The following is a 14,167-nucleotide window of genomic DNA, read 5'->3' as shown; positions in this document are numbered from 1 at the left end:
AGCCTGAATTGAATTTCATGTTTTAACTAAAAAGTAAAGTTTAAATTTGGTTAGTTGAGCGTAGCCAGGCTATTCTCCAACACCTTTATTTTAGCCTGAGCATCTTCCATTTTCTTTTTCTCCATGGCAACTACCTGTTCAGGAGCATTATTGACGAACCTTTCGTTGCTCAATTTCTTTTCGATGCTCTGAAGAAAACCTTTGGTGTAGGCCAATTCCTTCTCGATTTCTTCTTTCTCCTTTTCAAGGTCAACAGAACCCTCCAATGGAATAAAGAATTCATCGCCAGTAAGTACAAAGCTTACACTATTCTCCACTTTGTCACTTGTAGTTTCAAATGACGATAAGTTGCCGAGCTTCTGAATTACAAAATTGAAAGTGTCGAATTTACTGAAATCCTGACCTTTAACTTTTAGTGTCAAAGCATCTTTTTGAGCAATTTGTTTGGCATTTCTAACATTTCTAACATTACTTACTACTTCAAAAGCGAGCTCTGCATCTTTCAATATTTTGCTATCAAAAGTTTGAGATTTTGGCCACTCACTAACTATAATACAATCATTATCTTTTCTGTCTCCTAACTCATGCCATAGCTCTTCTGTAATAAAGGGCATGAAAGGATGAAGGAGCTTCAATATCTTTTCGAAGAATTTGATTGTGGCTTCTTTTGTGAGCGCATCTATAGGTTTTTGATAATCAGGTTTGATCATTTCCAGATACCATGAGCAGAAATCTCCCCAAATCAGCTTGTAAGTAGATATCAAAGCATCTGACATTCTGAATTTAGAGAAGTGATCTTCAACTTCAGTAAGTGTTTCGTTGAATCTAGCCTCAAACCATGCGATAGAAGCTTTATTATAATCACCGGATAAACTCGCGTCAACTTCCCAACCTTGAACTAACCTAAAGGCATTCCAGATTTTGTTGGCAAAGTTTCTGCCTTGCTCTATCAGCTTTTCATCATAAAGAAGGTCGTTACCTGCCGGGGAACTGAACAGCATACCCGTTCTCACGGCATCTGCACCATACTGAGCAATTAAGTCTAACGGGTCTGGAGAATTGCCTAAAGATTTAGACATTTTTCTTCGCTGCTTATCTCTAACTATACCTGTCAGATAAACATCTTTGAAAGGTTTTTCTCCTTTGTATTCATAACCTGCAATAATCATTCTGGCTACCCAGAAAAATAAAATCTCAGGGGCAGTCACCAATGTGGCCGTTGGGTAGTAGTAGTCCAGTTCTTTATTCAGGCCATCTACTATTTTTCCATCCTTAAAATATTGATCATCAAAGCCTTTAAAAACCTCCAAAGGAAATAGCCATGAAGATGCCCATGTATCAAGAACGTCTTCATCTTGCTTTAAATCTGATATAGTAAGGTTGTTATTGCCACTCTTGGATTTGGCTAGCTCAAGTGCTTCTTCCATAGTTTCGGCTACTACATAATCATCCTCGCCCTCACCATAATAGTATGCAGGAATTTGCTGACCCCACCATAATTGTCTCGAAATACACCAGTCTTTCACATTCTCCATCCAGTGATTGTAGGTGTTTTTGAACTTGGCTGGGTGCAATAATATTTCGTCATCCATCACTGCCTTATGTGCAGTTCTGGAAATGTCTTTCATTTTTATAAACCACTGTAGAGACAGCTTCGGCTCCACAACACTGTCAGTTCTTTCAGATCGACCGATTCTTGTGGTAAAGTCTTTTTCTTCAACTAAAAGCTCCGCTGCCTTTAAGTCCTTAACAATTTGTTTTCTGATTTCGAACCTGTCTCTACCAACGTACTTTGGTATCTCACATTTTTCGTTCAAAGTTCCATCGTCATTGATGGTGTCAATGATTTCAAGGTTGTGTCTTTGACCAATTTCGTAGTCATTGGGATCGTGAGCAGGCGTTACCTTTAAGCAGCCTGTTCCGAAATCCAGCTCTACATATTCATCACCAATAATTGGAATTTCGCGGTTAATAAACGGCACTAATGCTTTTTTGCCAATGAGGTGCTTGAAACGATCATCGGTAGGGTTAACGGCAATAGCTGTATCTCCCATAATCGTTTCAGGTCTTTGCGTGGCAATAACCACAAACTCATCACTGTCTTTTAACTTATACTTTACCGAATAGAGTTTAGAAACTTCACCACCTTCTCTATAAAGTACTTCTTCATTGGAAACCGTGGTTTTAGCTTCCACATCCCAGTTTACCATTCTGAGACCGCGGTACAAATACCCTTTGTTATATAGATCTACAAAAACCTTGATAACGGCTTTGTAGTAATGGTCATCCATTGTGAAAGAGGTTCTGTCCCAATCGCATGAAGCACCCAGTTTCTTGAGCTGCTCTAGTATTATCCCTCCATACTTCTCTTTCCACTCCCACGCATGAGCCAGAAACTCTTCTCTTGTAAGATCACTTTTCTTGATGCCTTTTTCTCGAAGCATTCGTACCACCTTGGCTTCAGTAGCGATAGAAGCATGGTCAGTGCCGGGCACCCAGCAAGCTTCCTTGCCTTCCATTCTGGCCTTTCTAATTAGTACATCCTGAATGGTATTATTAAGCATATGTCCCATATGCAATACCCCTGTAACATTGGGTGGAGGTATGACTATGGCATACGGTTCTTTATCAGGGTTTGGGGTAGAATGAAAAAAGCCTTTTTCCATCCAATGGGCGTACCACTTGTCTTCTACTGCTGACGAATCGTATTTTGTTGATAATGACATATACTTTTTGCTAAAATTTAAGGCTGCAAAATTATATAATTTAAAAGTATGGATGAACTTAAAATCAAATCAAAATGGCTGGAACTGTTACGCAATCGTTTCTTAAGTACGCTTAAAAAGTTAACTTTGCACGCAAAAAACAAGGAATGATAAAAGCGAATAATCCTTCACTAAAATCTTGGGTAGAAGTTGAAAGGGACTCTGATTTTCCTATTCAAAATTTACCATTCGGAATTTTTACAACAGAATATCTTACTGCCGGAGCAGGGGTGGCTATCGGTAATAACATATTAGACCTAACCTATCTACACGAACATGGGTATTTTGATGGTTTGGGTTTGCCATCAGGTGTGTTTAATCAGCAATATCTTAATGATTTTATTGGCCTGGGTAAGAAGGTGACGAGAGAGGTAAGAGAGAGGATTTCGGAGCTTTTAGATATTAATAATGATGAATTGCAAGGCCATAAGGCCGATGCAGAAATGGCACTTATACCAATGGATGAAGCTGAAATGCTGATGCCTGTCAAGGTTCCAAACTACACGGATTTTTACTCTAGTGTTGAGCATGCAACTAACGTAGGTACCATGTTCAGGGATCCTGACAACGCATTGTTTCCGAACTGGAAGCACCTGCCTGTTGGTTATCATGGTAGAGCCTCTTCTATAATTCCAAGTGGGATAAACATTCATAGACCAAAAGGGCAGACCAAGGCACCTGATGCTGAAAAACCGTCTTTTGGGCCAAGTAAAAGATTGGACTTTGAATTGGAAACGGCATTCATTACTTGTAAGCAAAATGAGCTTGGCGATAGTGTGTCAACCAAAAATGCCGAAGACTTTATCTTTGGATTTGTTTTATTTAACGACTGGTCAGCCAGGGATATACAAGTTTGGGAATACGTGCCATTGGGGCCATTTTTAGCTAAAAATTTCGCATCATCAATTTCACCCTGGATTGTTACAATGGATGCATTGGAGCCATTCAGAACTGAAGGGCCTGAGCAGGAACCGGCAGTTTTGCCATATCTGGAATTCAAAGGAAAAAAGAACTATGACATTTCATTAGAAGTGCTACTTCAGCCTGAGGGTGGCGAAGAAAACCTTATCTGTAAGAGTAATTTCAAATATATGTACTGGAATGTGAATCAGCAACTGGCGCATCACACGGTCAATGGCTGTAATATCCAGGTTGGAGATATGTATGGTTCTGGAACAATTAGTGGATCAACGCCAGATTCATATGGTTCAATGTTGGAGCTGGCATGGAAGGGCACCAAGCCAATAAAACTGTCGGATGGAACAGAAAGAAAATTTGTTGAAGATGGGGATACAGTAATAATGCGAGGTTTTGCGGAGAAAGACGGTGTAAGAATTGGTTTTGGTGAAGTAAAGACAAAAGTTCTACCTGCTAAATAAATCACTATGCTCACTATTGATCCAAAGGATGTTACCGTACCACAAATGCACAGTTATTTGCTGGGCGCTGTTTCTCCAAGGCCTATAGCTTTTGCAAGCACCATTGATAAAGAAGGTAATGTTAATTTAAGCCCTTTTAGTTTTTTTAATTGCTTTGGAGCTAATCCACCCATCCTTATTTTTTCTCCGGCAAGAAGGGGAAGGGACAATACCACCAAGCATACATATGAGAATGTGCTTGAAGTTGATGAAGTGGTTATCAATATTGTCAACTTCTCAATGGTGGAGCAGATGTCATTGGCAAGCACCGAGTATCCAAAAGGTGTCAATGAGTTTGAAAAATCCGGTTTTACTCCAGTTGCATCAACAAAAGTTAAACCACCGAGAGTAGCCGAGGCACCGGTGGCTTTTGAGTGTAAGGTAATAGAAGTAAAACCTATTGGTGGCAAAGCTGGTTCGGGAAATCTTGTTATTTGTGAAGTTATACTGGCTCACATTAAAGATGAGATTCTGGATGATGAGCAACGTATAGATCCTTATAAATTAGATGCTGTGGCCCGACTTGGAGGCAATTGGTACAGCAGGGTTCAGGGTGATTCTATTTTTGAAATCCCAAAACCATTGACCACTTTGGGTATAGGTGTGGATCAGATTCCCGCTGAAATAAGAAATAGCCATATACTAACAGGTAATGATTTGGGAAGGTTGGGAAATGTAGAATCCTTGCCTGATAAATATCAAATTGATACATTCATAGTTTCTTTGAATGTGCATCCAAAAAGCGTTGAACAAATTCATTTACTCGCAAAAGAATATTTACAAAAAGGAGAGGTGGACAATGCCTGGAAAATATTACTTAACCGGTGGTAAATGATCAAATTTAGAATTGCGCTAGTCTTTATTCTTTTCACGGTATGCAGTAGCAGCATTACTTTTTCCCAGACTGCGGATAGCACCAGACGAGAAAAGAAGCTAAAAATCATACCTTTACCTGCCCTTTTTTACACACCTGAAACCCGATTGGGTTTTGGGTCGCTAACCTCTGGTGTGTTTAACTTAGGTGATAAGGCAACAACAAGAAACTCAAATGTGCAGGTTTTAGGAGCCTATACGCTTAACAAGCAGATTATATTCAGGACTTATAATACAATTTTTACAAAAGACGAGCAATGGGCGTTTAATGGAGAGTTGAGTTACTATGATTTCCCTATTTTCTATTATGGTATTGGCAACGATACCGATGCAGATTTTGAAGAAGACCTTGGCTATCAGGTAATTATTTTTAGGGAGCGAATGCTCAGAAAATTGAAACCCTCGTTTTTTGCTGGTGTACAATACCGTTATACTAATTTGTATGATCTTCGTTTTGAACCCGAGTTTTTAATTGAAGATAAACCAGTGTTGGAGTCTCAAACCGGGGCAAATTCGGGTTTTGGTGTATCATTTATTTATGATAACCGTGACAACGTACTTAATGCTACCAACGGTTTATTTATAGAATTATCAAATTTTATACACCACTCAGGTATAGGTAGTGATTTTGATTACAACAGGTTTACTCTGGATATTCGAAAATTTTGGCCAATTACTGATAAAGCTGTTATTGCTGCACAATATTTAGGTGAATTTAATGATGGCGAAGTACCATTTAGGGAGATGGCATTATTAGGAGGTGAAAGTATTATGCGTGGCTACTATAACGGACGTTTTAGGGATAAGCAACAAATGGCCCTCCAAACAGAATACAGACAACAAATACTGCCATGGATTGGCATTACTGCTTTTGGTGCTGTAGGCGATGTGGCTGATAATATGAGTAATTTTTCCCCATCAGAATTTAAATGGGCAGCAGGAGCGGGCTTAAGATTTATGGTCAATAAATCGGATCGTTTAAACATAAGAATTGACTATGGTATAGGCGAAAATATTAGTGGCTTCTACTTTGCTTTTGCAGAAGCATTTTAATCACATCCTTAGCGTACCCACTTTTTCTTAAGGTCATCATAATTGGATTAAACAAATTTTAACTATTTACGCAAACGTTTGCGATTGATCCCAATTACTTTATTTTGTTAATGCAATTAATTGATAATCAAATAATTATAATTAAAATTTTAGATTTTACAAATAGCACCCATAAGTATTGGTATTTGATTTTTCTTAGATTTATTCAAAAAAAATCGCAACCTTTAAAATACTCAACCGTTTTATTATTTGGTTTACAGGTTGAAAATAATGAAAAGTGTTGGTCTAACGTGATCAGCACTTTTCGTTTTTTATACCAACGATTTCCTTCCAATTACGTATCCATCAGTCTAACAAATAAAAATTATGATGATGGATAAATTTAAACTGACATTTCTAAGTGTTCTATTAGTGTGCTTTGCGCTTACCACAGCTATTTCTCAAGACAAGCAAAAACCAAGTCCTCCTGCAACTGCTGAAGGCAAGATAGCTGGTATAGATGTTAAAATTGATTATCATCAGCCTTCTGCCAGGGAAAGAAAAATTATGGATGGTCTTGTGCCTTACGGAAAGGTGTGGCGAACAGGAGCAAATGATGCTACTACCATTGAAATTAGTGAAGATATTAAGGTTGAAGGCAAAGCCCTTGCTAAAGGGAAATATTCCCTATTTACCATTCCAGGAGAAAAAGAATGGGTTATTATCTTCAATAAAACGGCTAAGCAGTGGGGTGCATATGATTATGATGAAGCTAAAGATGTACTAAGAGTAAAAGTAAAACCAGGTAAAACCAGCGATTATGTTGAAACCTTCAACATATCAGTTGTTGATGGCGGTGTTGAAATGAAGTGGGAAAATACAAATGTGAAATTTGCTTTGTCTAAATAAAAAGGTTTAACTTGATATATCTAAGAGGCTGTTTTAAATAACAGCCTCTTTTTTTATACTTTAAAGTCCGTTAAAACTTTATTTATTGAAATCAAAAGAGAAAATTGTAGTTGGCAGGTTTGATGTAGTGGACTTGCCTCTTTTAGAATTATTTGGGCTTAATGCCAAGGTAGATACTGGTGCGTATACTTCTGCAATTCATTACCATCATGCAGAAATTATCGAGAAAGGTGGTGCGGAAGTTTTGCACTTCACATTATTAGACCCTACCCATCCAGAATATAATGATAAGAGTTTTTATTTTTCTAAGTTTAGAAAAAGAGTGATTAAAAACTCCTTCGGTCAGAGTGAGGAAAGATTTATCATAGAGACCGATGTTAAAATATTTGGAAAAGTATTTAGAACTGAATTTTCATTGAGCAACAGGGGCAACTTAAAATTTCCTATATTATTGGGAAGGAAGCTATTGAACAAGGGCTTCATAGTAGATGTATCAAGAACAAACGTATCATTTAAACAAAAAAAATCATAACATGAAAATTGCAGTACTTTCGAGAAATGCAGATTTATATTCAACTAAAAGATTGGTAGAGGCGAGCGAGTTACGGGGACATGAAGTGGAGGTAATAGATCACTTGAAATGTACTATCGTTATGGAAAAAAACAGGCCATCCATAATCTATAAGGGAAGAACACTTGATTACTTTGATGCAGTCATTCCCAGGATTGGAGCTTCTGTCACCTTTTATGGTTCAGCAGTAGTTCGCCAGTTTGAAATGATGAAAGTTTTCACAGCAGTAGAATCACAGGCCCTGATTAGGTCAAGAGATAAGCTAAGAAGTTTACAGATACTTTCCAGAGCAGGTTTAGGTCTTCCTAAGACTGTTTTTACGAATTATTCAAGAGATACGGATGATATTCTTAATGCTGTAGGTGGTGCGCCTGTCATTATTAAGCTATTGGAAGGCACTCAGGGTTTAGGTGTTGTGTTAGCCGAAAACCAAAAAGCAGCGGCTTCGGTAATAGAGGCTTTTCATGGTTTGAAGGCTCGCGTTATCGTGCAGGAGTTTGTAAAAGAAGCCGGAGGTGCAGATATCAGGGCTTTTGTGGTTAATGGCAAGGTTGTGGGCGCAATGAAACGCCAGGCCAAGGAAGGTGAGTTTAGATCAAATCTACACCGGGGCGGTACTTCTTCCATTATTAAGCTTAAAAGATCAGAAAATGCAGCGGCTATTCTGGCAGCCAAAAAACTTGGCTTAAGTGTAGCTGGTGTAGATATGTTGCAGTCCAAAAGAGGGCCGTTAATCCTTGAAGTCAATTCATCTCCGGGGCTAGAGGGGATTGAAAATGCTACTGGGATAGATATAGCAGGTAAAATAATTGAGTTTTTAGAGGCAAATACAAAGAAGCCAACGAAAAGAATTCAAAAAGATAAGATCAACGCATGATCAAAACTGAAATGATCATTGATGGCCATAAAATTGAGCCAGGGCAAAAGCTACAGATCAATGCACTGATAGCCAGATTGCCAACCAGAACGCCTATTAATATTCCGGTATTTGTGGCCAGATCAAAAGTTAAAGGCCCTACGCTTTTAATTATGGCGGGTGTGCATGGTGATGAGACTAATGGCGTAGAGGTGCTGAGAAGGGTAATTGCCAATAAAGATTATATTCCTAAGAAAGGAGCTGTTATCGCTATTCCCGTTTTTAATGTTTATGGGTTTATTAATCACTCAAGAGGTTTGCCTGACGGTAAGGACTTGAATCGCTCCTTTCCTGGCTCTAAAACAGGTTCTTTGGCGAGCAGAGTGGCCCACTTCTTTACTAATGAAATTCTTCCCCAAATCGATTATGGATTGGATTTCCATACTGGAGGAGCCAGTCATAACAACTATCCTCAGATCAGGGCCATGTTTGATCATCCAAAGGAAATGGAGCTGGCAAAGGTTTTTGGAGCTCCCCTAATAATTAAGTCTGCCTATAGAGAAAAGTCATTAAGAAAAACGGCCGCTAAAGCAGGAAAGCCAATGTTGGTTTTTGAAGGTGGGGAAACATTGCGCTTAAGAAAAAACGCTATAGATAATGGGGTTAATGGTATATTGCGCGTAATGAAACATCTTGGAATGAGGGATGATGCACCTCCGATTGAGAAGGAGCCTATATTTATTAGCGAATCGACCTGGGTGCGGGCAAAATACGCTGGTTTGCATTTTGCCCATGTCCGTAATGGTAGCAAAGTCGAAAAAAATCAGGTGATAGGTGCCATTACCGGACCCTATGGTCAATTTGAAAAGAAAGTAAAATCACCGATAGATGGGGTAGTTATTGGATTGAACAATTACCCTGTGGTAAATATGGGAGATGCACTTATGCATATAGGTAAAGAAGGGCCTATTCAGTAAATGAATGAAGAATTAAAACCATATCATTCGGCTGTTAAGAAGATAATAGAAAAGCATCTTCTTGATGTGGTTTATAGAAGGATTGATGAGCAAAAGGAGCTTGCAGAGTTAGCCAGCAAAAAGTTAAAGAGTATCAACGGCAAAAATGCCACTGAGGAGAAGAGCCTCAAAGCCTATGCAGATTATAAAGCAGAGATGATGCAAATCACCTCTGCGCTATCGCAGTCAATTCTTCCTGATCTAAATACTGAGTTTCAAACCTTTAATAAGGCATTTGACAATTATATTAACGCTTTGCCTGAGTGTGTAACCAAAGAGCAATTACCAGAACGTTTTAAAAATCAGCCAGCAGATCATTGGAGGTTAAAATTCTTAAAGGCATTTAAGAGAACTAACTACTGGATTTCTAAGAGACCTCAGCATATTAGTAATTGGGTTCGAAAAATAAGAAAGAAACCTGTAGTGCCAGTGCAGTACTGGAGTCATGAAATACATGTTCAGGATCTGGTTAGGTATTTTCTAATAGCTCGATTTCTGCTATCTCTTAAAACTGTAATTGATAAATATTACCAATCAGTAACGGCAACGGGTCTGGCTATATGGGCAGAAGATGTTAAAATAGACAAATGCTACGCCATCCATATTCATGATGCTGAAAAGGACGCACCAACTGCCGATAAGAAGAATGACCTGGATAAAATTGCCGGTCTAATTGATGAGGGCAAAACATCAATTGCTGAACTTGTAAATAAGTCTTTTGAAGATTCCTGGGCTGATTTTGAGCACTCATATACAAAAGCGGGAACCATTGAATTTCCAAAAAGAAAATACTCTAAGCGAAGGACAAATAAAAATCTAAAGCGAACCCTAAAACTATATAATTCAACCAACAGAGGATGGAGTAATACCGTCAATGGCCTTACCGATGACTGGGAAATTGATCTAGAATTGTATCAATTGATGTTTGACGGTTTTTATGAATACCATTCGGTAAAAGCAAAAATCAACGATGCTGTAAATAATAATATTTTTGATCATCTAAAAGGAGTGAGAATATTTTTAGAAACCTCCTGCGAAACAATTAAAAGTAACAATGGGGGTATTCAGAATATTTTAGAAACGGAATTGGTGTCTATAAATAAGGAGCTTAATACCTTGACCTCAAGTGCCAGTGACTTTATTCTTGATCAGGAGCTGGCTGAAATAGTGAATGGTATTGAAGCTAAAATTGTCAATGCACTTGAGAATGTAAGCACTAAAAGAGCCATTATAAAAGGTAGTGATTTTAGAACGGCAAGCCGAAATTCCCAGGTTAGTTTCATTTCCCCTAATGAGCTGATTAACTATGAGTGCGCTCCAAAATTACTTAAAGTTACCACTGCGGTAAAGTTCAATATTATGGGGCTCATTCAGCAGGCGCAGGATGCTTTAGCTCAGATAGTTGATGTTGCAGCCTTTAATGTTTCTTCTGCCCTATCAGTGCTGAAAGACGAGAAAGATGAAGAGAAAGCAAAGACTATTGCAGTTGAAGGGCTGGAGCGTTCTATCGATCAGTTTGAAAAAATTAAGTCGTACCTGAAAGGTATAGAACCTGAGTTGTCCGAAACACTTTTGCCAGGTATAAAAACCTTTGGTGCTGACCTGGTCAAATTCACTAACAACGAAAATATTCTTGAGCTAAGGATGCGCATTGCTAAGGGCAAAGCTGCTGAAAAAGGTAAAGAGCTCAAGATTCTGATATTAAATACAATTAAGAACTTCGTTCCTATTGTGGTTGATAAGACCACCAAGCTCTATCGTAAGTCAGAAAGCTATATCAGAGCAAACTTTAAGAGGTTCGGAATTGTATCCAATCAGGAGACCATTACTACAGAATTAGCCGATTTTCTTGCCGAATCTGAAAAGTCCATTGCCGCACTTCCCTTTGTATATCAACGATTGTTCAGGGTTGCTCCTTTGGAAGATGCTAATTTTTTTGAAGGAAGAAGTGTAGAGATCAATAAGCTGAATAAAGCTTATAACCAGTGGATGCAAGGCCGTTTTTCTGCAACAATCATAACCGGAGAAAAGGGTTCAGGTCTTACAAGCCTGCTCAATTTATTTTTGAAAGAACTTGGATCGAGCAAAGAAATCGTAAGAATGGTTTCTGTAAATAATATTAGTACTGAGTCAGAGTTTTATGGTGCTTTTGATGGGTCATTAGGCAGCAAAGGGTTTGACTTTGATAAATTGGTAAGCTATCTCAATAATGGGCCTAAACGGATAATAGTGATAGAGAATCTACAAAAGCTTTATCTAAAAAAGGTGGGAGGTTTTAAGAATATCAAACTTTTGACAGAGTTGATTTCTTTAACCCGAGACAGCGTTCATTGGATTATTGGCTGCACGCAGTATGCTTACAATTATCTTGAAAAGACCATTAGCATTTCAGATCACTTCAGTTACAATATTCCTCTTGAAGATCTCTCCGCTCAAGAGATAGTAAAAATGATTGAGAAGCGCCACAGGGTGAGTGGATATAACCTGATCTTTGAACCAAGCTTGGAAGATTTGAAAAATAAAAAATACAAGGGGTTGAATGAAAAGGGAAAGCAAGAGTACCTGAAAGAGGAGTTTTTTACTCAACTCAATAAAATTGCCAAGAGCAATATAAGTATAGCATTAATTTACTGGTTAAGGTCCACAAAGCACACCTCTGAAAATGCCATTGAGATAGGGTCAATCAGCAGTATGGACTTCTCATTTTTGAAGACTCTGTCAAATCAAAAGTTATTTCTACTCACTATGCTATTATTGAATGACGGCATGACTGAGGATGAGTTTATTCTGGCAACCAATTATAGTGTGCAGAAAAACAGAAGCATTATTTATCCATTGTTTGAGGATGGTGTGGTTATTAAAAAAGATGATGTGTTTTATATAAATCCGCTTCTCTATCGTCAGAGTGTGAATCTGCTAATGTCTAAAAATATTGTACATTGATGGCAAACCTTAAACTCATTATATCTTCAATGAACAAAAATTTTCAGGCTTCTGATTCTGTAGTTTCCAACCCTGTAATTCCCACGGCTGACACAGTAGCAAAAGCTGCTGAAGGTTCCAATTCAATAATTGATGGGGTTTCAAAGAATTTGCAACCTCCCTCTGTCATTGATCTCGTTTCTTTTGGGAATATATTTTGGGCCATTGTCTTTATTGCCATTGGGTACTTCGCCATTAGGTTTATCAGCTCCATTTTACAGCAGTTTGCCGAGCGCAGTACTCAATACAGAATAACCATCAAAGGTCTTATTCCTATTGTCAGAATTTCAGGTTGGATATTCACCTTTTTCATAGTGATAGCCGGAATATTCCAACCACCTATGGAAACGCTGATTACCGTAACGGCCTCCATTGGTCTGGCCATTGGTTTTGCGGCACAGGATATTATAAAGAATATCTTTGGGGGTATAATGATCTTGTTTGACAGGCCATTTCAAGTGGGAGATAAGGTGGAAATAGGGCAATATTATGGTGAAGTTGTAGAGATTGGCCTTAGGTCAACCAGGATTGTAACTGCTGATGATTCATTAGTAAGTGTTCCTAATGCAGAGGTGATGAACACATCAGTTTCAAACTCTAACACAGGAGAGCCTAACTGTCAGGTGGTAGCTGAAATTTACTTACCCATTATTATAGATACAGAAAAAGTAAGAGCAGTGGCTATTGAAGCTGCCCAGGTTTCACGGTTTATATATTTAAATAAACCTATAGTTGTTCTGTTTTTTAATGAAGTAAAAGAGCGCAGGTCATATCTTAAAATGAGGTTGAAGGCTTATGTATCAGACATAAGAAATGAGTTCGCTTTTAAAAGTGATATGACCGAAATAGTGATGCGCGAACTTATTAATTCTGGATTGGTTGATCCTGAGGATTTGAGATAAACCGAATTGAGTGCTAACTAGTTTTTCTTACAAAAGAAGATAGTTTCATTAGCGGGAAGTGCGTATTTTTTAATTTTATCTTTACCTAATTCATCAATAAAACGGTCTTCAATAACTTCAAATCCCGCTTGTCTGATTCTATCCGGGTAGTCATGACCGTAAAGTCTCACATGATCGTCCTGACCATAAACGCTTTCACGCTCCTTAGGATCTACAATACTTTTATCCTCATAAGTAACACTTCCCACCGGGCTAAAAAATGGCACCTGCATAATAGCCCATCCCCCGGGTTTAAGCACCCTGTAGATTTCACTCATGGCCTTTATATCATCATCTACATGCTCCATTACATGGTTACACATGGCAACATCAAAAGTATTCTCTTCAAAAGGGATGTTATGAACATCCATTTTCACCTTAGCCAATGGAGATTCAATATCCGCTGTGATGTACCCATCTTTGTGCTGTTTTGCAAAGGCTTTCATAAAACATTGCTCAGGGGCAATGTGCAAAAAATGCAACTGTTCATTGAAGAAGTTTGTCTTTTGCTTTAGGTATAGCCAAAGGAGCCTGTGCCTTTCCAGCGATAATGAATCAGGGCACAGTGCATTTGGTCTTGGATTTACCCGGCCATAAGGCAAAAACTTACGATAACTACGACCTATAATTGGACAGGTGACCTTATTGCCCCTAAGAAAAAGTCCGATGACCTTCAGAGTAGGGCCACTTACAAGCTGAATGTACTTGCGGGGCACATTTCTTAATATGAAACTAATGATGCTTTTCAAGATGCCGCAAAGATATAAAAAATGGCTTCCTGCATTAAAAACAATTAAATTATAT

Annotated in this window: 11 protein-coding genes; 9 read left to right on the top strand and 2 right to left on the bottom strand. The window is 38.3% G+C overall.

All coding sequences use genetic code 11. The features are described 5' to 3' along the window. Window positions 1–50 precede the first annotated feature (50 nt). On the bottom strand, window positions 51–2,726 hold the full coding sequence (locus tag RIB54_RS04075) for a valine--tRNA ligase (protein WP_350099408.1): 2,676 nt from the start codon (window positions 2,724–2,726) through the stop codon (window positions 51–53). Window positions 2,727–2,872: 146 nt separating this feature from the next. Here RIB54_RS04075 and fahA point away from each other — a divergent pair, with 146 nt between their 5' ends. The 9 genes from fahA (at window position 2,873) to RIB54_RS04030 (ending at window position 13,324) form a co-directional block, all read left to right on the top strand. Beyond that, window positions 2,873–4,144, top strand: coding sequence for a fumarylacetoacetase (fahA, locus tag RIB54_RS04070; protein WP_350099407.1), 1,272 nt, complete (start codon window positions 2,873–2,875; stop codon window positions 4,142–4,144). 6 nt (window positions 4,145–4,150) lie between these two features. Next, window positions 4,151–5,014 carry a flavin reductase family protein gene (locus RIB54_RS04065; protein ID WP_350099406.1) on the top strand — a complete coding sequence of 288 codons (864 nt, stop codon included), beginning with the start codon at window positions 4,151–4,153 and terminating at the stop codon, window positions 5,012–5,014. Then, window positions 5,015–6,109 carry a BamA/TamA family outer membrane protein gene (locus RIB54_RS04060; RefSeq protein WP_350099405.1) on the top strand — a complete coding sequence of 365 codons (1,095 nt, stop codon included), beginning with the start codon at window positions 5,015–5,017 and terminating at the stop codon, window positions 6,107–6,109. 366 nt (window positions 6,110–6,475) lie between these two features. After that, window positions 6,476–6,997 carry a DUF2911 domain-containing protein gene (locus RIB54_RS04055; RefSeq protein WP_350099404.1) on the top strand — a complete coding sequence of 174 codons (522 nt, stop codon included), beginning with the start codon at window positions 6,476–6,478 and terminating at the stop codon, window positions 6,995–6,997. 85 nt (window positions 6,998–7,082) lie between these two features. Beyond that, window positions 7,083–7,529, top strand: coding sequence for an ATP-dependent zinc protease family protein (locus RIB54_RS04050; RefSeq protein ID WP_350099403.1), 447 nt, complete (start codon window positions 7,083–7,085; stop codon window positions 7,527–7,529). A gap of 1 nt (window position 7,530) precedes the next feature. Continuing rightward, a complete protein-coding gene (rimK, locus tag RIB54_RS04045; RefSeq protein WP_350099401.1) occupies window positions 7,531–8,445 on the top strand; it encodes a 30S ribosomal protein S6--L-glutamate ligase in 915 nt (304 codons plus the stop codon). Continuing rightward, a complete protein-coding gene (locus RIB54_RS04040) occupies window positions 8,442–9,401 on the top strand; it encodes a succinylglutamate desuccinylase/aspartoacylase family protein (RefSeq protein WP_350069740.1) in 960 nt (319 codons plus the stop codon). Before rimK ends, RIB54_RS04040 begins: the two co-directional genes overlap by 4 nt. Next, on the top strand, window positions 9,402–12,383 hold the full coding sequence (locus tag RIB54_RS04035; protein WP_350099400.1) for an ATP-binding protein: 2,982 nt from the start codon (window positions 9,402–9,404) through the stop codon (window positions 12,381–12,383). A gap of 29 nt (window positions 12,384–12,412) precedes the next feature. Then, window positions 12,413–13,324, top strand: coding sequence for a mechanosensitive ion channel family protein (locus RIB54_RS04030; RefSeq protein ID WP_350069745.1), 912 nt, complete (start codon window positions 12,413–12,415; stop codon window positions 13,322–13,324). 17 nt (window positions 13,325–13,341) lie between these two features. Here the strand turns inward: RIB54_RS04030 and RIB54_RS04025 are convergent, their stop codons facing one another. Further along, window positions 13,342–14,112: a class I SAM-dependent methyltransferase gene (locus RIB54_RS04025; protein WP_350099399.1), complete on the bottom strand. Its 771-nt coding sequence runs from the start codon at window positions 14,110–14,112 to the stop codon at window positions 13,342–13,344. Window positions 14,113–14,167 lie beyond the last annotated feature (55 nt).

Source organism: Fulvivirga sp., from assembly GCF_040218215.1.
GTDB lineage: Bacteria > Bacteroidota > Bacteroidia > Cytophagales > Cyclobacteriaceae > Fulvivirga.
The sequence above is the reverse complement of the archived record's forward strand: the minus strand, read 5'-3'. Positions and strand labels throughout refer to the sequence as shown.

Coding starts and splice junctions, on each gene's coding strand:
- RIB54_RS04065 (WP_350099406.1), top strand. CDS start 4,151: ATGCTCACTATTGATCCAAAGGATGTTACCGTACCACAAATGCACAGT.
- RIB54_RS04035 (WP_350099400.1), top strand. CDS start 9,402: ATGAATGAAGAATTAAAACCATATCATTCGGCTGTTAAGAAGATAATA.
- RIB54_RS04030 (WP_350069745.1), top strand. CDS start 12,413: ATGAACAAAAATTTTCAGGCTTCTGATTCTGTAGTTTCCAACCCTGTA.
- fahA (WP_350099407.1), top strand. CDS start 2,873: ATGATAAAAGCGAATAATCCTTCACTAAAATCTTGGGTAGAAGTTGAA.
- RIB54_RS04075 (WP_350099408.1), bottom strand. CDS start 2,726: ATGTCATTATCAACAAAATACGATTCGTCAGCAGTAGAAGACAAGTGG.
- RIB54_RS04055 (WP_350099404.1), top strand. CDS start 6,476: ATGATGATGGATAAATTTAAACTGACATTTCTAAGTGTTCTATTAGTG.
- rimK (WP_350099401.1), top strand. CDS start 7,531: ATGAAAATTGCAGTACTTTCGAGAAATGCAGATTTATATTCAACTAAA.
- RIB54_RS04040 (WP_350069740.1), top strand. CDS start 8,442: ATGATCAAAACTGAAATGATCATTGATGGCCATAAAATTGAGCCAGGG.
- RIB54_RS04060 (WP_350099405.1), top strand. CDS start 5,015: ATGATCAAATTTAGAATTGCGCTAGTCTTTATTCTTTTCACGGTATGC.